At 58.5% G+C, this 17287-nt stretch carries 20 protein-coding genes; 14 read left to right on the top strand and 6 right to left on the bottom strand.

Translation table 11 applies throughout. From position 1 onward, the window contains the following. Nucleotides 1-43: 43 nt before the first annotated feature. Nucleotides 44-751, top strand: coding sequence for a hypothetical protein (locus tag ADN00_RS04860; protein ID WP_075061820.1), 708 nt, complete (start codon nucleotides 44-46; stop codon nucleotides 749-751). 16 nt (nucleotides 752-767) lie between these two features. Then, entirely contained in the window at nucleotides 768-1163 is a 396-nt protein-coding gene (locus tag ADN00_RS04855; RefSeq protein ID WP_075061819.1) for an SHOCT-like domain-containing protein, read from the top strand. Nucleotides 1164-1237: 74 nt separating this feature from the next. On the opposite strand, the gene ADN00_RS04850 is transcribed toward ADN00_RS04855, so the two are convergent. Both ADN00_RS04850 and ADN00_RS04845 read right to left on the bottom strand, forming a co-directional pair. Beyond that, nucleotides 1238-1489, bottom strand: coding sequence for a NifU family protein (locus ADN00_RS04850; protein ID WP_075061818.1), 252 nt, complete (start codon nucleotides 1487-1489; stop codon nucleotides 1238-1240). Nucleotides 1490-1493: 4 nt separating this feature from the next. Beyond that, on the bottom strand, nucleotides 1494-1985 hold the full coding sequence (locus ADN00_RS04845; RefSeq protein ID WP_075061817.1) for a Crp/Fnr family transcriptional regulator: 492 nt from the start codon (nucleotides 1983-1985) through the stop codon (nucleotides 1494-1496). A gap of 238 nt (nucleotides 1986-2223) precedes the next feature. Between ADN00_RS04845 and ADN00_RS04840 the strand changes: the two genes are divergently transcribed. The 6 genes from ADN00_RS04840 to trxA all read left to right on the top strand — a co-directional run bounded on the left by ADN00_RS04840 (nucleotide 2224) and on the right by trxA (nucleotide 8079). Next, nucleotides 2224-2628, top strand: coding sequence for an OsmC family protein (locus tag ADN00_RS04840; protein ID WP_075061816.1), 405 nt, complete (start codon nucleotides 2224-2226; stop codon nucleotides 2626-2628). 284 nt (nucleotides 2629-2912) lie between these two features. Then, nucleotides 2913-3671, top strand: coding sequence for a triose-phosphate isomerase (tpiA, locus tag ADN00_RS04835; protein ID WP_075061815.1), 759 nt, complete (start codon nucleotides 2913-2915; stop codon nucleotides 3669-3671). Continuing rightward, entirely contained in the window at nucleotides 3671-4441 is a 771-nt protein-coding gene (locus ADN00_RS04830) for a hypothetical protein (RefSeq protein ID WP_075061814.1), read from the top strand. Before tpiA ends, ADN00_RS04830 begins: the two co-directional genes overlap by 1 nt. Nucleotides 4442-4591: 150 nt before the next feature. Continuing rightward, nucleotides 4592-7183: an ATP-dependent chaperone ClpB gene (gene clpB, locus ADN00_RS04825; RefSeq protein ID WP_075061813.1), complete on the top strand. Its 2592-nt coding sequence runs from the start codon at nucleotides 4592-4594 to the stop codon at nucleotides 7181-7183. 168 nt (nucleotides 7184-7351) lie between these two features. After that, the gene (locus ADN00_RS04820) at nucleotides 7352-7558 is read left to right on the top strand and encodes a YgaP family membrane protein (protein ID WP_075061812.1); all 207 of its coding nucleotides are present in this window, start codon (nucleotides 7352-7354) and stop codon (nucleotides 7556-7558) included. Between the two features lie 14 nt (nucleotides 7559-7572). Then, complete coding sequence (trxA, locus tag ADN00_RS04815) at nucleotides 7573-8079, top strand: thioredoxin (RefSeq protein WP_075061811.1); 507 nt, start codon at nucleotides 7573-7575, stop codon at nucleotides 8077-8079. Nucleotides 8080-8281: 202 nt separating this feature from the next. On the opposite strand, the gene ADN00_RS04810 is transcribed toward trxA, so the two are convergent. From ADN00_RS04810 to ADN00_RS04800, 3 genes are read right to left on the bottom strand one after another with little or no spacing between them, the layout of a single operon-like run. Then, a complete protein-coding gene (locus tag ADN00_RS04810) occupies nucleotides 8282-9157 on the bottom strand; it encodes a PIG-L deacetylase family protein (protein WP_075061810.1) in 876 nt (291 codons plus the stop codon). Between the two features lie 53 nt (nucleotides 9158-9210). After that, on the bottom strand, nucleotides 9211-10086 hold the full coding sequence (locus ADN00_RS20405; RefSeq protein WP_075061809.1) for a DUF3298 domain-containing protein: 876 nt from the start codon (nucleotides 10084-10086) through the stop codon (nucleotides 9211-9213). Nucleotides 10087-10110: 24 nt separating this feature from the next. After that, nucleotides 10111-10866 carry a HesA/MoeB/ThiF family protein gene (locus ADN00_RS04800; RefSeq protein WP_075061808.1) on the bottom strand — a complete coding sequence of 252 codons (756 nt, stop codon included), beginning with the start codon at nucleotides 10864-10866 and terminating at the stop codon, nucleotides 10111-10113. Nucleotides 10867-11126: 260 nt separating this feature from the next. On the opposite strand from ADN00_RS04800, the gene moaA reads away from it, so the two are divergent. Then, nucleotides 11127-12113 carry a GTP 3',8-cyclase MoaA gene (gene moaA / locus ADN00_RS04795; protein ID WP_201781143.1) on the top strand — a complete coding sequence of 329 codons (987 nt, stop codon included), beginning with the start codon at nucleotides 11127-11129 and terminating at the stop codon, nucleotides 12111-12113. 81 nt (nucleotides 12114-12194) lie between these two features. On the opposite strand, the gene upp is transcribed toward moaA, so the two are convergent. Beyond that, the gene (gene upp / locus ADN00_RS04790) at nucleotides 12195-12821 is read right to left on the bottom strand and encodes a uracil phosphoribosyltransferase (protein WP_075061807.1); all 627 of its coding nucleotides are present in this window, start codon (nucleotides 12819-12821) and stop codon (nucleotides 12195-12197) included. Nucleotides 12822-13485: 664 nt separating this feature from the next. Here upp and ruvB point away from each other — a divergent pair. From ruvB to ADN00_RS20480, 5 genes are all read left to right on the top strand, one after another. After that, the gene (gene ruvB / locus ADN00_RS04785) at nucleotides 13486-14529 is read left to right on the top strand and encodes a Holliday junction branch migration DNA helicase RuvB (protein ID WP_075061895.1); all 1044 of its coding nucleotides are present in this window, start codon (nucleotides 13486-13488) and stop codon (nucleotides 14527-14529) included. After that, on the top strand, nucleotides 14516-15535 hold the full coding sequence (queA, locus tag ADN00_RS04780) for a tRNA preQ1(34) S-adenosylmethionine ribosyltransferase-isomerase QueA (RefSeq protein WP_075061806.1): 1020 nt from the start codon (nucleotides 14516-14518) through the stop codon (nucleotides 15533-15535). The genes ruvB and queA overlap by 14 nt, the downstream gene beginning before the upstream one ends. Nucleotides 15536-15540: 5 nt before the next feature. Continuing rightward, nucleotides 15541-16245: a uracil-DNA glycosylase gene (locus ADN00_RS04775; protein ID WP_075061805.1), complete on the top strand. Its 705-nt coding sequence runs from the start codon at nucleotides 15541-15543 to the stop codon at nucleotides 16243-16245. Nucleotides 16246-16343: 98 nt separating this feature from the next. Continuing rightward, the gene (locus ADN00_RS04770) at nucleotides 16344-17084 is read left to right on the top strand and encodes an alpha/beta hydrolase (protein ID WP_201781142.1); all 741 of its coding nucleotides are present in this window, start codon (nucleotides 16344-16346) and stop codon (nucleotides 17082-17084) included. 62 nt (nucleotides 17085-17146) lie between these two features. Further along, entirely contained in the window at nucleotides 17147-17278 is a 132-nt protein-coding gene (locus ADN00_RS20480; protein WP_082389888.1) for a peroxiredoxin family protein, read from the top strand. The last annotated feature ends 9 nt before the right edge of the window (nucleotides 17279-17287 follow it).

The raw sequence follows: 17287 nt of genomic DNA, 5'->3' as shown, positions 1-17287 counted from the left end.
GTTGAGGTCTTTTTTCTGATTCGAGATTGCAAAGTGAGGGAATATGCCGTCTCTGGGAAGCATCTTAATTCTGGCGTTGGTTTTTGTAACCGTTGGGTTCATTGGCGGAGCGTTGGTGGCGATTGCCTGGTCAAACCGGGAAAAAACGGAGGAAAAGGAAGAACCCCCCGCGCGAAAAATTCCGAGCCGCCTGGAGCCCATTCTGGAATTGTTCCGTCTGAGGACCAACCAGCAATTGGTGGTGTTCATTGATGAAAAGTATTACACTAAGTCTTCAGAGATGGAAGAGAGCCTGAAAAGCGAATTGCGTGGCCTGGCCGAAGATTGGCTGCGCTGGCTGGGTGTGGAAAGGCCCACCCAACCGGTTGCTCCTGAGCTTCAGGCGCCGCCCGCGATTGATATCGCGCGGGAGAGCGAAGCCCGTCTGAATGGGATCGTGGGCATTTCCACCGAAGAACCGCCCTCAGCGGCGCCGCAAGCCGGTTCTGCGCCGGTGATGGCCGCCGAGCTTGGGCAAGAGCTGCGTCCCCGCCCCACCACCATTGTTGGCCAGATTAACGAGATTTTGCAGGAGAAGCTGGCCGGCACCAATAAAACCATCAGCCTGGCTGATGATATGCACCGCGGGGTGATTGTGTGGGTTGGAATTGAAAAATTTGATGGAATCGATGCTGTTCCCTACCCGGACGCCCAGAAGTTGATCCGTGAGGCGGTAAAGGAATGGGAACAGCGCAACGAAAGCGCGACCTAACAGTAGAGGCAGGCGAATGACCACCAGCGAAGAGCGGATGAAAATTTTGAATATGATCCAGGAAGGCAAGATCAGCGCGGAAGAAGGCATGCAGCTGCTCAACGCGCTTGACCAGGTCGACCGGAAGGCAGCCAAAGCCGAGAAAGCCGATAAAGTTAGCGGAGGCCCGGCAGCAGCCCGCTTCTTTCGTGTGATGGTAACGGATGTCGACTCGGGAAAAACGCGCGTCAACGTTCGTTTGCCAATCAGTGTGGTGATGGCAGGCGCAAAAATGGGGGCGCGCTTTTCGCCAGAGGTGGAAGGCCTGGATATACAGCAACTGATGAAGATGGTGGAATCGGGGACAACCGGAAAAATCGTGGACGTGTTTGACGATCAAGACGGAGAACACGTGGAAGTGTTTATTGAATAGAGCGCGGAGCATAGCGCAGTGAGAAAACAACACGACGGCGCCAGCGCGCCGTCGTTTGATCTCCAAAGGGGGTTTTATACTCGTTCAATCGATTCAATTTCCGGGAAGAATTGTTTGATCGTCCCGGCTACCCAGCGAATGCCAATTTCGGGGGAAACCGGGCATTCTTCGCACGCGCCGCCCATGTGGACTTTGACTTTGTTATCTTTGAATTCTACCAGCTCCACGGAACCGCCGTGGTATTGGGCGATATAAGAATCCAGAGTTTCAATCAACCCTTTTAACTGCTCTTCGATGGTGAATTTCTCAGTCGGTTTTTCGCTCATCTGTTCAGCCCTCTCCCTCTTCCTGACAATCTGAATTGGTCTCCATTCCCTGGGTGAGAATGGCCAGCACCTGGTCATGGGTGTTTTGAATTCTTTCGGCGATAACACCCGCCAACCGGTCTAAAAAGGCCGAGCCAATTTGAGGAGATTTTTCGCAAAGCTGACGAAGATTGGCGACGCTCAGGCGAATGGCTTCTCCATTCTCTGTGCTGATGGCGGCAGATGTATACGCCTCACGGCCCAGGGCGGCAGACCACCCAAACACGCCGCCGTCGTTGATCCGCGCGACAGTGAGCGGTGGGCCGTCGTATGGTTTATACACTACTTCCACTTTGCCCGTCAACAAGATGTATAGGTGATTTGCATCGCTTCCCTGATCAAACACAATCTGCCCGGCCTTGAAGTGGACGCGCTCGAAGAACGGCTCCAATTGCGACAACTGGCCTGTGGTTAATCCGTCAAAAATGGCAAGCTGAGAAAAGTCTTGTCTGAACATGAATATCTTCGTAATCTTGAGGCAGGTGAACGGGTAGCGGTGAGCTTTCTTGAAAGCAGGATCATCACCATCCTGAAAGGAAAATCCACCCCGCGAGAGTAAGACAAGCTAAGTTGATTGAACTCATTATCCTCTTTTTTTCCGCTTTGCTTAAAGTGGATAATGTAACTTTTTTATGCGACATGCATCAAATCAACAATGTGAACAAAGTTTATAAAAAATATTGGAGATGAGCAAAATGGAAATGATCGTTGATTTCCCCGGCGGCGCGCGAGTGGATACGCACTTCGGACCTTACACTGTTAAAACTGACCAGCCCCCGATGGGCGGCGGCAGCGGATCGGCACCGACTCCCTTTGCGACCTTTCTGGCTTCCATTGGCGCCTGCGCCGGCATTTATGTGTTGAGCTTCCTGCAGCAGCGCAACCTGCCCACCGACGGCGTCCGATTGGTGCAGCGCGCTTACAGCGATCCGATGACGGGCATGGTGAGCAAGATTGATCTGGAAATCCAGGTGCCAGAAGGCTTTCCGGAACGATATTTACCGGCACTGATCCGCACAGCCGACCTGTGTGCGGTGAAGAAACACCTGCAGCACCCGCCAGAAATTGAAGTGACTGCCAAAGCGGTTGCGACTGCATAATTCCATTTCGTCCATAAAACAATCTACAGGTCTCCTCTTTTCCACCACCCCGAAGCACCGGGGTGGTGGATTTTTGTCATCAAATGTGGAAATTTTTATCATCCCTTTCTGGTAAAATTGAAACAGGTCTCATCCCGTTTTAACCTGGCTCAAAATGGAAGGTCAGTGGAAAACGGGGGTAGAGGTCGGGAATTGATTGAATGGAAGCTCCCGGAATGGGTTCAATTTGAACCCGCCGATTTCATAAAGAGCGAAAATATCAAACTAAATTGAGGAGTTGCGTGATGCGAAAACCATTTGTAGCCGGTAACTGGAAAATGAATAAGACAGCCGCAGAAGCGGCCACCCTGGTGGGCGCGATGCTGCCTGAATTGGACAAGATTGACGCGGTGGAAATTGTGCTGTGCCCGCCCGCGACCGCGGTGCCGGCCGTCTCTGGCCTGGTGAAGGGCAGCAAAGTGGGTGTGGGCACGCAAAACCTGCACTGGGAAGAAAGCGGCGCGTTCACGGGCGAGCTTTCTCCGGCGATGGTGGCCGAGTTCTGTGGTTATGTGATTATTGGCCACTCCGAGCGGCGCGCGTACTTTGCCGAGACCGACGAGACGGTCAACAAGAAGGTCAAAGCCGCTCTGGCGCACGGCCTGACGCCGATCATGTGCGTGGGTGAAACCCTGGAAGAAAACGAAGCTGGCCGCACCAACGAGGTGGTGGTTGGGCAAGTAAAGGCCGATATGGCCGGTTTGAGCGCCGAAGAAGCCGCCAAAGTGGTGGTGGCCTATGAGCCGATCTGGGCGATTGGCACCGGCAAGGCTGCCAGCGGCGACCTGGCCAACAAAGTGATCTTTGAGACCATCCGTGTGCCGTTGAAAGAGATGTTCGGCAGCGCGGCGGCTGAGGCCGTGCGCGTGCTGTATGGCGGCAGCGTGAAGGGCTCCAACGCGGCGGAATTCTTTGGACAGGCTGAGATCGACGGCGCCCTGGTGGGCGGCGCGAGCTTGAAAGCTGAAGACTTCCTGGCGATTGTCAAGGCGGCCGCGCTCTAGTGTGGTTTTCCGCGCTGGATGGTTTCATCTGGCTGGCGGCTTGCGCCATTCCGTTTTGGTTCGCGCAGCGCTGGCTGCACCGGGAGCTGCAAGGTGTATTGGTGCTGTTGACCCGCCGCGAGGAGATCGGGTTGGCAATGTATGCCTTGCTGTTTTTTCCCGGTGTGCTGCTGCATGAATCCAGTCATTTTCTGGCTGCCCGGCTGCTACGCGTGCGAACCGGCAAATTTTCGCTGATTCCACGCCTGCTGCCCGGCGGCCGCTTGCAGCTTGGTTATGTAGAAACTGAAAAGTCGGATCTGTTCCGCGACGCGATGATTGGCGCTGCCCCACTGTTCACCGGTGGGGCAGTCATGTTGTGGCTGGGCGGGCAGCCGCTGGGGCTTGCGCCGCTGGCGGGGCTGCTCAGCGCGGGGGATTGGGCAGCGCTCTGGCAGGCGTTGATCAGCCTGCCGCGGCTGCCCGATTTCTGGCTGTGGTTTTACTTGGCCTTCACCATCAGCGCCACCATGCTGCCCTCGGCATCAGACCGTTACGCCTGGCTGCCGGTGCTTCTGCTGGCGGCCGCGCTGCTGGGCGCCGCGCTGCTGGCCGGGGCGGGCAACTGGCTGCAAACCTGGCTGCTGCCGCTGGTGAACCGCGCCTGCGGCAGCCTGGCGGTGGCATTTGGCGTGAGCCTGGTGCTGCACGCCATTCTGCTGCTACCACTGGGTCTGCTGCGCCGGCTGCTGTGCCGCTGGCTGGGGGTGGAGCTGGCTTATGAGACGTAAAACAGCTTCTTTTTACTGGCATGGCTGATTTTCCTATATCCTTCTGACAATTTATTAATAAAGGGTTTACAGTTTGGGCCTAAAGTAAATAGATGAAGCCTCCATCAACGCGATGGAGAAGTTTTATTTGTTGATTGGGAGGAGTGAACCATGAATCTGGAACGTTACACAGAAAAGGCGCAAGAAGCGCTGATGGACGCGCAGCGCCTGGCGCAGGAACTTCAACATCAGACCATTGAACCGGCTCATTTGCTGCTGGCGCTGCTGCGTCAGGCAGATGGCGTGGTGCCGGCGGTGGTTACGCGGGTGGCCGGCAGCGCGGTGGCGCTTCAAGAAGAAGTTGAAAAAGACCTGGACAACCGTCCCAAAGTGTACGGCGGCAATGTGCAGGTGGGCCTGTCGCGGCAGGCCAGCGACGTGCTGACGGCCTCAGAGCGGATTGCCAAGGGCATGAAAGATGAATATGTTTCCACAGAGCATATCTTATTGGGGTTAAGCGAATCGGTGGAAGGAAAACGGTTGGGAGAGTATGGCCTGACCAAAGACAATATTCTCAAAGCGCTGGCCAGCGTGCGCGGAACGCAGCGGGTTACGTCTCAGAACCCGGAGAGCACCTACCAGGCGCTGGAAAAATATGGCCGCGATCTGACGGCCATGGCGCGCCAGGGCAAACTAGACCCGGTGGTGGGCCGCGATGAAGAAATCCGCCGCACGGTGCAGATTCTCTCGCGGCGCACCAAGAATAACCCGGCGCTGATTGGTGACCCCGGCGTGGGCAAAACCGCCATTGTGGAAGGATTGGCGCAGCGGATTGTTAAGGGCGATGTGCCCGAAGGCTTAAAGCGCAAGCGCCTGATCCAACTGGATATGGGCGCGCTGGTGGCCGGGGCGAAATACCGCGGTGAGTTTGAAGAGCGCCTGAAAGCGGTGCTGAAAGAGATCACCGATTCGGCGGGCGAAGTGATTTTATTTGTGGACGAAATGCACACCGTGGTTGGCGCTGGCGCGGCTGAGGGCGCGATGGATGCCGGTAACATGCTCAAACCGATGCTGGCACGCGGCGAGCTGCATCTGATCGGCGCGACCACGATTGATGAGTACCGTAAATATGTGGAAAAAGACCCGGCGCTGGAACGGCGTTTTCAGCCGGTGCTGGTGGAAGAGCCTTCGGTCAGCGACACGATCAGCATTCTGCGCGGGCTAAAACAGCGCTACGAAGTGCATCACGGCGTGCGCATCACCGACCCGGCGGTGATCGCCGCTGCGGCATTGTCTCACCGCTATATCACGGACCGCCATCTACCCGATAAAGCCATTGACCTGATCGACGAGGCCGCGGCGCGCCTGCGCACTGAAATCGATTCGAAGCCGCAGCCGCTGGATGAAGTCGACCGGCAGATGATGCAGTTGGAAATTGAGCGCCAGGCGCTGCAAAAGGAAAAAGACAAGGCATCTCGCGAGCGGCTGGAGAAGATTGAAAAAGAACTGGCCGACGCGCGTGAAAAACAGAGCCAGCTTAACACCCGCTGGAGAACCGAAAAAGAGGCCATCGCCGCTTTGCAGGCCATCAAGGAAAAGATGGAGCAGGTGGATACGCAAATCGAGCAGGCCGAGCGCCAGGCCGACCTGGAACAGGCCGCGCGCCTCAAATACGGCGAGCTGCCCGCTCTGCAGAAACAGCGCGCGCAGGCTGAGCAGCACCTGAAGGAGCTGCAGGGGGAAGGCGCGCTGCTGAAAGAAGAAGTGGACGATGAAGAGATTGCCGAGATCGTCTCGCGCTGGACGGGCATCCCGGTCTCGCGGTTGATGGAAGGCGAAATGCAGAAACTGCTGCACATGGAAGAACGCCTGCACCAGCGCGTGGTGGGGCAGGATGAGGCCATCGCGGCTGTCTCGAACGCGGTGCGGCGCTCGCGCGCCGGGCTGCAAGATCCCAACCGGCCGATTGGCTCCTTCATCTTCCTGGGGCCGACTGGCGTGGGTAAAACCGAACTGGCGCGCGCGCTGGCGGAGTTTCTGTTTGACGAAGAGCACGCCATGATCCGCATTGATATGAGTGAATACCAGGAGAAGCACACCGTCTCGCGCCTGGTGGGCGCGCCTCCCGGTTATGTAGGTTACGATGAAGGCGGCCAGCTGACCGAAGCCGTGCGGCGGCGGCCGTACAGCGTGGTGCTGTTTGATGAAATTGAAAAAGCCCACCCGGAAGTGTTTAACGTGCTGCTGCAGCTGCTGGATGACGGCCGCCTGACCGATGGGCACGGGCGCACGGTGGACTTTCGCAATACGGTGGTGATTCTAACCAGCAACCTGGGCGGCGAGCTGTGGATGAACAGCGGGCGCGAGGTGAAGCGTGAGGAAATTATCCGCGTGCTGCAGGCGCACTTCCGCCCCGAGTTTCTCAACCGCCTGGATGAGGTGGTGGTCTTCCATCCGCTGACGCGGGAAGACCTGGCGCACATTGTGGCGATTCAACTGCGGCGGGTTGCGGCGCTGCTGCAAGAAAAGGGCTATCAATTGGAGGTGACTCCCGAGGCCAGCCAGTACCTGGCAGACGCGGGCTATGATCCCGATTTTGGCGCGCGCCCGCTGAAACGCGCCATCCAGCGCGAGCTGCAAGATCATTTGGCGATCAAAGTGCTTTCGGGCGAATTCCACAGCGGCGATACCATCCGCGTGGACGTTGGCCCGCAGGGGCTGGTGTTTGTGCCGGTGATTAACGCTGAAGTTGTGGAAGAGTAAGCCCTGCAGAAGCAGAGAAAAAGGCGGGGGCGGCTGAGGCCGCCCTCGTTTCAATTAACGCCTGGTTAGAGTTTCCGCAAAAATGAATTTTTTTTGGAGTCGCTGCATCTGATGGATGGATACAACGTAAACAAATGTTTTGCTCTTAACTTTTTAAGGAGAGAAAAAATGAAGAACATGGTTAATGAAGCCTCTTGGGATCGTATCTTACGGGTAGTTGTTGGAGCCGTTTTACTGTGGATGGGCTGGGGCGGCGCGGTCAGCGGCGGGCTGGCATGGGTTTTCAAGGTGGTTGGGTTTATTCCTTTGCTGACCGGCCTGGTTGGTTTTTGCCCGGCGTATGCTCTGCTGAAAATTCGCACGAACAAGAAATAAACCTGGTGAAACAAATGGTAAATCCGCTGGATGAAATTCGAAATAATCCACGACCGGTGATTGTGGATCTGTGGGCGCCGTGGTGCACGCCCTGTAAGGCCATGGCGCCCGCGTTTGAACGAGTGGGCAAGCAGTACCAGGGCCAGGTGGATGTGGTAAAAATCAACGCTGACGATCACCCGGAAGTGCTGCAAGAGCTGAGAGTGATGGGGATTCCCACCATGGTGGGGTTTCGAGACGGGAAAGAAGTGGCGCGGCGGGTGGGCATGCAGCCTGAGCCGGAAATTGCCGCCTTTTTCGAGTCGGTGCTGACTGGCGAGCCGGCGGTGAGGGGCATGTCTGCCTTTACGCGCCTGCTGCGGCTGGCATCCGGGTTGGCGCTGGCGGCGATTGGCTGGTTCAGCGCGCAAAACTGGCTGCTGTTGGTTTTGGGCGGCGTGGTGATGTTCAGCGCGGTGTATGACCGCTGCCCGGTTTATAAAGCCGTGTCGGGACGAATCAAAGAGATGTTGAAGGGGTAAGTATTATATAGCCGGACCCCACCCCAAGCCCTCCCCAAAATGCGTTTTTCAGCATAGGGGAGGGTGGTTTGTTTTCATGAAGCCGATGGCCGTCCGACCCTGCGGAAGAAGAAAATTCTCTTGTCGGGCGGCGGAGAGGGCGGATCAACTACTGCGCGTCAAACCGATTTCTAAACCGCCGGGAACCCACAGCCGAAGCAGTTTAATTAACGGATACGCCGTCAAACAAATCTTTGGCCAGGTAGCCATCGGGCGGGGTGGGGTAGGCCTGCATGAACCGGTCTACTTTGGAATTCATCATGCGTTGGAGAATGCGCACCAGGCTGTTACGGTTCTGCTGGCCACCCTGGCTGGCGTGGCAGGCGGCGGCGTCTTCCTGCTGGCGTGCCACGCGCTGGTAATTGATGGCCACATGCACCGGGAAATTAACATTGGCCAGCGCGGTCAGGTCGATGTCTTTGTTGCGTCCGTAGCGGCTGGGGTCCTGGCCGAGCAGACGCATCAGGCGCACCGCGGCGCGCAGATATCCACGCGGGATGACGTGAAAGAGCAGTTTCTGGGGCTTGTAAGGCGGCAGATTCTCTTCCACGCGCACCTGCGGGTCGGCGGCCAGGTCAAACGCCTGGACGGTGGCCAGGTGCATGGCAATGTGATCGGGGTGGCGGTAACCGCCGATGGGGTCAAAGGTCAGCACCACCTGCGGGCGCAGCTTGCGGATGTGGTAGACGATTTTAAGGGCCACTTCTTCGGTTGGTTGGGCTACCAGGGCGTGGGGGTGGCGGTTATCGGGAGAGCCGGGCATGCCCGAATCGCGGTAGCCCAAGTATTCCACGCTGGCCAGGCCGAGGGCGTTGGCGGCGCAGCTCAACTCGTGCATGCGCACCTCGGCCACCGAATGGAATCCGTTCATGTAAACGGGGTCCACGTCTCCGGCCTCGCCGCGCGTGCCACACACCAGATGAACGTCCGCTCCCTGGCGGGCATATAAGGCCAGCGTGCCGCCCATGCCAAAACTTTCGTCGTCGGGGTGGGCCAGGCTGGCCAGGATGATTTTCTTTGAATTTTTCTGCTCTTGCATACCAGACCTCTACAAATAAAAAATGCAAGCGTTATTGTATCACCAAGCCGCGCTTATCGCGGAATGTTGTGTAGAGGGCTGGTCTGGTGGATCAGGTCGTTTAACTGGCTGTACTCTATGAGCACGGTTTGCGGCCCGGCAGCGTAAGGGGCAACCTGATAGGCGTCGAAGGTGATCAGCAATCCATCGGGGGTGATGTTCCAACTGCGGTAGTTTTCGAGCGTGGGGTCGGCGCCGGTCAAATAGTCGATGTACTCGCGGGTGCTGAGATCGGCTTTACACAGGTTGGCGATGCGCCCCAGGTAGTCCGCGCCGGGGGTGAAGAGGTCGGCCAGGGCCAGGTCGCGGCCGCGGGTGAGGTCAAAGTTGAGTGTGATCGAGAAGGGAGAGGGATGCGCCGCGCCGGCGACGTAGACATCCAAATTGATCAGAATGCTGACAATGCCGTTGTCATTATAGAGCAGCGAATAGTCGAAGTGCATGGTACTCGCCATGCCGGGCATGTTCTCCGCGCGCCATTCTTCGATGTCGGCCAGATTGGTGGTAAAGCTGTTGACCTGCTCGTCCAGAATTTGCTGCACCAGCGTGTTGAAGGTGTCTCCGGCGGTCCCGGCGTTTTGCATCAGCGGGCGGCTGCCTTCGATGACGTAGTAGGGGGAAGCGCTTTCAATATAGATGGGCTGGGAAACAATCTGCAGAGCGGGCGGTTCAGCCTGAGTGGGCATGGGCGCGATGGTGGGCAGGGGCGTGAAGACGGCGGTCGCGGTGTCTGCTGGCGCGGGGGGATCGGTTGGAGCCGAGGTAGGCGAGAGTGTGGCTGGCGGTTGGGGCGTGGCAGTGGGGTCGGTAAGCTGCATGCTGAAGGAGCAGGCCAGCATCAGCGCGGCAATCAGGGTGATGATGGCAAACGGTCTTTGGTGGCGATTCATGGGGCATTCTCCTCAGGATGGGAATTATTTATGCTGCCCGCAGACCGGGCAATTGGGCTGTTTTTGCAGGTGGATGGTCTCGAAGGTCATTTCCAGAGCGTTGTAGAGCAGCAGGCGGCCGATGAGCGGTTCACCCACGCCGGTGATCAGTTTGATGGTTTCACTGGCTTCGAGGGTGGCGATGGTGCCGGGCAGAGGGGTGAAGATGCCATTGGGCGGCGCACCGGCCTCGTCCCGCGGGGGCTGGCCGGGGAAGAGACAGCGGTAGCAGGGCCCGCGGCTGGCGTCGAACACGCTGGCCTGGCCTTCAAAATGGTAAATCGCGCCGTAGACAAACGGGCGTTGGGTTTGCACGGCCAGGTCGTTGATCAGCAGGCGGGTGGCGAAGTTGTCGGTGCCGTCGACGAAAATCTGATAGCCTTCTGCCAATGCATGGGCGTTTTCCGCTGTGAAGCGCTGGGTGATGGCGGCAACTTCAATTTCCGGGTTGATGGCCAGCATTTGCTCGCGCGCCGATTCGGCTTTGGGCATGCCCAGGCGCGGCGTGGTGTGAATGACCTGGCGCTGCAAATTGGAGAGGTCTACCGTGTCGGCGTCGATCACGCCGATGCGTCCAACCCCCGAAGCGGCCAGGAACATGCAAATCGTTGAGCCTAAACCGCCCGCTCCCACCACCAGCACTGAGGCGGCTTTGAGTTTTTGCTGCCCTTCCAGCCCGATTTCAGGCAGGATGAGGTGGCGAGCATAGCGTGTTTTTTCGTGTTCTGAAAGGGATTCCATACGCTCCTCCTGTTTGAGAAATGAACCGGGGCTGTTTTTATCATCATACCAGAAACACGACCCGAGCGAGGGTGAGTTTATTTGGGAAAGGAAGGCTGTCATGCGCCCGCGCGCATGCCCAGCCTGGAATTGAGATGTTCGTCTGATAAAACAGTGATAAACTTCACGATTCAGGGCGCAGCAGTCTTCGGGCTGCCTGGCTGTGGTAAAATTTGAATGCCACCGAAGCTGTCAAAATTAGATCTGCCTAAGGAGCTGGAATGCTGCGAGACACGTTTGGACGCCAGATCGAATACCTGAGAATATCGGTTACAGACCGCTGTAATTTGCGCTGTGTGTACTGCATGCCGCCGGAGGGGGTTGAGAAACTGGGGCATGAGAAAATTATGCACTTTGAGGAAATCGCCGAGGTGGTGCGCGTAGCGGCCCAATATGGGGTGCGCGCGGTGCGATTAACCGGGGGCGAGCCGTTGGTGCGCAAGGAACTTCCGCGCCTGGTGCGGATGATCGCGGAGACGCCGGGAATTGAAGACGTGTCGCTGACTACCAATGGAATTTTACTGGCTGACCTGGCTGCACCACTGGCGGAAGCGGGGCTGAAGCGCGTTAATGTAAGTCTCGATACGCTCGACGCGGATAAATTCACCCGCATCACCCGCGTTGGCAGCATTGAGAACGTCTGGCAGGGCATTGCCGCCGCAGAGAAAGCTGGCCTGGCGCCGCTCAAGATTAACGTGGTGACCATGCGCGGGGTGAACGATGATGAATTGATGGATATGGCTCTGCTGGCTAAAGAACACCCCTGGACGGTGCGTTTTATTGAGTTGATGCCGGTGAAAAACCAGGCGCCGTGGGGGCCGGGCTTCCCAGAACCGGAAAACGCCTATATTTCCATTCAAGAGATGCTGCAGATTCTTGAGCCGCTGCACCTGGAGCCGCTGACGCGCAAGGTGGGTTTGGGACCGGCGCGGGAATATTCTCTGCCGGGCGGAATGGGCAAGGTGGGCTTCATCTCACCGGTGGGTGACCATTTCTGCGCGGAATGCAACCGCCTGCGTCTGACGGCGGATGGGAATATCCGCCCGTGCTTGTTGAGCGATGTGGAAATTCCGCTACTGCCGGCTCTGCGCGCCGGGGAGTCAATTCTGCCCCTTCTGCAGCAGGCGCTGCGCGTAAAGCCCGAAGGCCACACCCTGGCGGAGCACATCACCCCGCACGGGCGCTGTATGCAGCAGATTGGCGGATAGTTTTTCACCCCCACACGATTCGTAAAAACAGCCCCCAACATCTGATGATGAATGGGGGCTGATCTTTTTTAAGGGGATGGGTCAGGCGGTGCCGAACTGGCGGTCGCCGGCGTCTCCCAGGCCGGGGACGATGTAGCCGTTTTCGTTGAGGCGTTCATCGATGGCGGCCAGGTAGATCGGCACGTCTGGGTGGTGCTTCTGCACTTCGGCGATGCCTTCGGGCGCGCCAATGAGGCCGACGAATTTAATCTTTTTCGCGCCCCAGCGTTTGAGAACGTCCATAGTGGCAACAGCCGATCCGCCGGTGGCCAGCATGGGGTCGAGGATCAGGCAGACCGAGACGGTTGGCTCGAGAGGCAGCTTGTTGTAATATTCCACCGGGCGCAGGGTGCGCTCGTCGCGGTAGAGGCCAATGTGCCAGACTTCGGAAGAGGGCATCAGTTCCCAGACGCCTTCCACCATGCCCAGGCCGGCGCGTAGAATCGGCACCAGGCCAATTTTTTGTTCCAGGTGCGCGCCGCTGGTTTTGGCCAGGGGGGTTTGCACTTCAATCTGGCGCGTGGCCAGATCCTGGGTGGCTTCATAGGTCAATAAAATGGCCAGCTCACGGACGACCTCACGGAATTTCTTGGGTTCGGTATCGACGCTGCGCAGCAGGCTTAATTTGTGCGCCACCAGAGGGTGGTTAGAAACATGGACGTTTGACATGGACCGCTCCAATTAGGGGATGACTGCCCCTATTATAAAGGAGAATGGCAGATTCGATGCGGATTAATTTTGGTAGAAATGGAAACCCCATCCCCGCGGCTGCGCCGCTGCCCCTTCCCCGCGCTGCAGGGACGGGGCAAAGACCCGGCGCAAGATGTCTGCGTGAAGAGCGGGAGTTTGTGGGGTGCGGTGCTCGGAATAGGAAGCCAACCCCCCGCGTTTTTTGTAACGCCGGTTCTTCGGTAGGGGCGGACGGCCGTCCGCCCAGGCGGGTGGCGACACCCCAAAAACGGGCGCGACACCCCAAAAACGGGCGCGACACCCCAAAAACGGGCGCGACACCCCAAAAACGGGCGCGAGGCCTCGCGCCCCTACCGGGGAATTAGATCATTCCATGATTCAAAGCAATTGATCCACCCGCAATACCAATCCACAGCGGAATCCCAATCTTCGGTAGGGGCGGACGGCTGTCCGCCCAGGCGGGCGCAGGCAGGAAGATAGGGATGCCCCATCCCCGCGGCTGCGCCGCCGCCCCTTCCCCGCGCTGCAGGGACGGGGCAAAGACCCGGCGCGTGATTTCTACGCGATGAGCGGGGGGCTTGCAGGGTGCGGCCGCAACCTTGAATATTTGTTCGATAAGATCGTTTGCGGTATAATGTTTGGCATGACAGAAGCCAACAATCGCCTGATCAGCCCGGAAAACAAGCCCGATGACCGCGTGGATGCCGCTTTGCGCCCGCGCTCGCTGGAGCAGATTATCGGCCAGGATACGGTGCGCGAGAATCTGGCGATTCTGATCGAGGCGGCCAAACGGCGCGGCGAGGCGATGGACCATGTGCTCTTTTACGGCCCTCCCGGCCTGGGCAAGACCACTCTGGCGCATGTGCTGGCCAACGAGATGGGCGTGAATATCAAGGTTACCGCCGGCCCGGCGATAGAACGCGCTGGCGACCTGGTGGCGGTGGTGAGCAATTTGCGCGCCGGGGATATTCTCTTCATTGATGAAATTCACCGCCTGGGGCGCGCCGTGGAAGAAGTGCTGTACCCGGCGATGGAAGATTTCGCCCTGGATATCGTCATCGGCAAGGGTCCGGCGGCGCGCTCGATCCGCCTGAAGCTGCCGCGCTTCACCGTCATCGGCGCGACAACGCGCCTGGCGCTGGTAACGGCTCCGCTGCGGGCGCGTTTTGGCGCGGTCTACCGCCTGGATTATTACGACCAGCCGGCGATGAAACATATTGTGCGCCGGGCGGCCAGCCTGATGAATGTGGGCATTGATGAAAGCGGCGAGGACGTGGTGGCGCGCCGCGCGCGGGGAACGCCGCGAGTGGCGCTGCGCCTGCTGCGCCGTGCGCGTGATTTCGCCCAGGTGCGCGCCGAGGGTTTCATCAACGGCCGGGTGGCCGAAGAGGCTCTGAGCCTGCTGAATGTGGACGCGTTGGGGCTGGATGAAGTGGACCGGCGTGTGCTGAGCACAATCATTGAAAAATACAACGGTGGGCCGGTGGGGCTGGGCACCATCGCGGCCTCAATCAGCGAGGAAGCGGATACCATCATGGATGTGGTCGAACCCTATTTGTTACAACTGGGGTTTTTAGACCGCACGCCGCAGGGTCGTGTGGCCACCCGTCTGGCGTATGAGCATTTGAACCTGCCCTATTCTCCCAATTCGCAACAACCCAATTTATTTGATCGTGAAAACATCTGATTTTGATTACGACCTCCCCGAGGAATATATTGCCCAAACCCCGGTTGAGCCGAGGCATGCCTCGCGCCTGCTGGTGCTGCACCGCGCCAGCGGCGAGCTGGAACACAAGCAGTTCTGGCAGATCGGCGAGTACCTGCGGCCGGGCGATCTGCTGGTGATTAACCGCACGCGCGTCATCCCGGCGCGCCTGTACGCGCATAAAGAAACTGGCGGCAAGGTGGAACTGCTGCTCTTGCGCCGTGTGGACGAGCTGCGCTGGGAGGCGCTGGTGGGCGGCAAGCGCATGCTGCCCGGCAAAAAAGTGAAGCTGGAAGACGGCCTGACCGCTGTGATTGAAGCCGAACTGGACGGCGCGCGGCGCATGATCCGCTTTGAGGAGGCGGTGGAAGGGCATTTGGAGCGGTTGGGGCACATGCCCCTGCCGCCTTATATTCACGAGCGACTGGATGACCCCGAGCGCTACCAGACGGTTTACAGCCAGACGCCCGGATCGGCTGCCGCGCCCACGGCGGGGCTGCATTTTACCCCTGAATTGATCGCGCAGCTGGAACAGCAGGGCGTCGCGTTTGCCGGGGTAACCCTGCATGTGGGCCTGGATACCTTCCAACCGGTGCATGAGGACGACCCGCGCGAGCATCAAATCCACACGGAGTGGTGCGAGCTGGGCGAAGAAACCGCCGCAGCCATCCGCAAGACGAAACAATCGGGCGGGCGGGTGATCGCGGTGGGGACGACCAGCGTGCGCACGCTGGAAAGCGCGGCGCGCCATGCCAAAGCAGACGAAATTGTGTCCCCGTTTGCCGGCCCAACCGATTTGTTTATTCTGCCGGGTTACACCTTTCGCGCGGTGGACGTGATGATCACCAACTTCCACTTACCCCGCTCAACTTTGCTGATGCTGGTTTCGGCTTTTGCCGGGCGCGAGCGGGTGCTGGCGGCGTATGAAATAGCCAAACAGCATGGCTACCGCTTTTTCTCGTTTGGCGACGCGATGTTGCTTGACTGACGACCATGGCTATCTCTGATAACGACAACTGCTCAGACCCCGAAACCTGTCTTTCACTGGCGGAATTGGAAGCCTGCCTGGTGAACTGCCGGGCCTGTCCGCGGCTGGTGGCCTGGCGCGAAGAGGTGGCTGCCACGCGGCGGCGCGCCTTCCGCGAGGAGACCTATTGGGGCAGGCCGGTGCCCGGATTTGGCGACCCCCACGCGCGCCTGCTGGTGGTGGGGTTGGCGCCGGGGGCGCACGGGTCCAACCGCACCGGGCGCATGTTCACCGGCGACGCTTCGGGCGATTTTTTATACCCGGCATTATTTCGCGCCGGGTTTGCCAGCCAGCCAACCTCCAGGCGGGTGGGGGATGGGTTGGAGTTGAAGGACGTGTTCATCACCGCGGTGGGACGCTGCGCGCCGCCGGACAATAAACCTACCCCGCACGAGCTGAACACCTGCCAGCCCTATCTGCAAGCCGAGCTGCGTCTGCTGACCCAGATGCAGGGCGTGGTGGCGCTGGGACGCATCGCTTTTGAGCGCCTTTCACGGTTGTGGGGGATCAACCGGCTGGAATTTGTCCACGCGCGCCTGCACCGCCTGCCGGGTAGGCTGCCGTGGGTGATCACTTCTTATCACCCCAGCCGCCAGAATACCCAGACCGGCCGTCTGACGGAAGTGATGTTTGATGAGGTCTGGCAGACCGCAAGAAGCCTGCTGGAATAAATTCTCCAAATTGTACAAACTTTGTATATAATTTGTCTTGTGCCCGCCAATAGGTGGGATTATGATTATGGATGAGACATCGAATGAGGAGAAGGCAGATGAAGTTGAAAAAGGTGCTGGTCATCGCTCTGGGAATCCTTTTGCTGGCCGTGGTGGGGTTTGTGGTGTGGGGGTCTACTCCGCTGGGGCCCGATGATGCCGCGCTGGCGGCGCTGCAGTCCGACGCGCAGGTAACGGTGTCGCAGATGCCGGGGGTGATTGTCTTCGCGCCCGTTGGGGATTTTCCCACAAAAGGATTGGTGTTTTATCCGGGTGGGCGGGTGGATTACCGCGCTTATGCCCCGACGTTGAAAGAAATCGCGCGCGGAGGGGTGCTGGTGGCGCTGCCGGCGATGCCGCTCAACCTGGCGGTGTTCAGCCCCAACCGCGCCCAAGAAATCATCTACGCTTATCCGCAAATTGAGCAGTGGGTGGTGGGCGGGCATTCGCTGGGCGGGGCGATGGCGGCTGAATTTGCAGCCGACCGTGCTGATCAGGTTGATGGGTTGGTTTTGTGGGGCTCGTACCCCGCCGATCAAAACGACCTGACCCAGAGCGGTCTACACGTGTTATCGGTGTATGGCAGTGAGGATGGACAGGTGGAAAAAATCCGGGCTTCCAGCGTTTTGCTGCCTGAAAACGCGGTTTTCCTTGAAATTGAGGGAGGAAATCACGCACAGTTTGGTAGCTATGGAACGCAACCCGGTGACGGCGCGGCGAGCATTTCGGCGGTGGAGCAGTGGCGGCGCGCGGCAGAGGCTGTTTTAGAATTGATGGAAAGTCTGGAAACGCAAGATTAAGAGGTTGGGTTTAAGATTTCCTCAAACTTTGGATAAAAAATAACCCAAATAAGGGAGAAACAATGGCTAATCAACTGCAAGAAAATGTAATGGCACCAGATTTTGAGCTGGTGGATACCCGCGACCAGACCATCCGCCTGTCGGATTTCCGCGGGCAGATTGTGGTGCTGGTGCTGCTGCGCGGGTTTGTCTGACCGTACTGC

It is taken from the genome of Ornatilinea apprima, from assembly GCF_001306115.1.
Taxonomy (GTDB): domain Bacteria; phylum Chloroflexota; class Anaerolineae; order Anaerolineales; family Anaerolineaceae; genus Ornatilinea; species Ornatilinea apprima.
The sequence above is the reverse complement of the archived record's forward strand: the minus strand, read 5'-3'. Positions and strand labels throughout refer to the sequence as shown.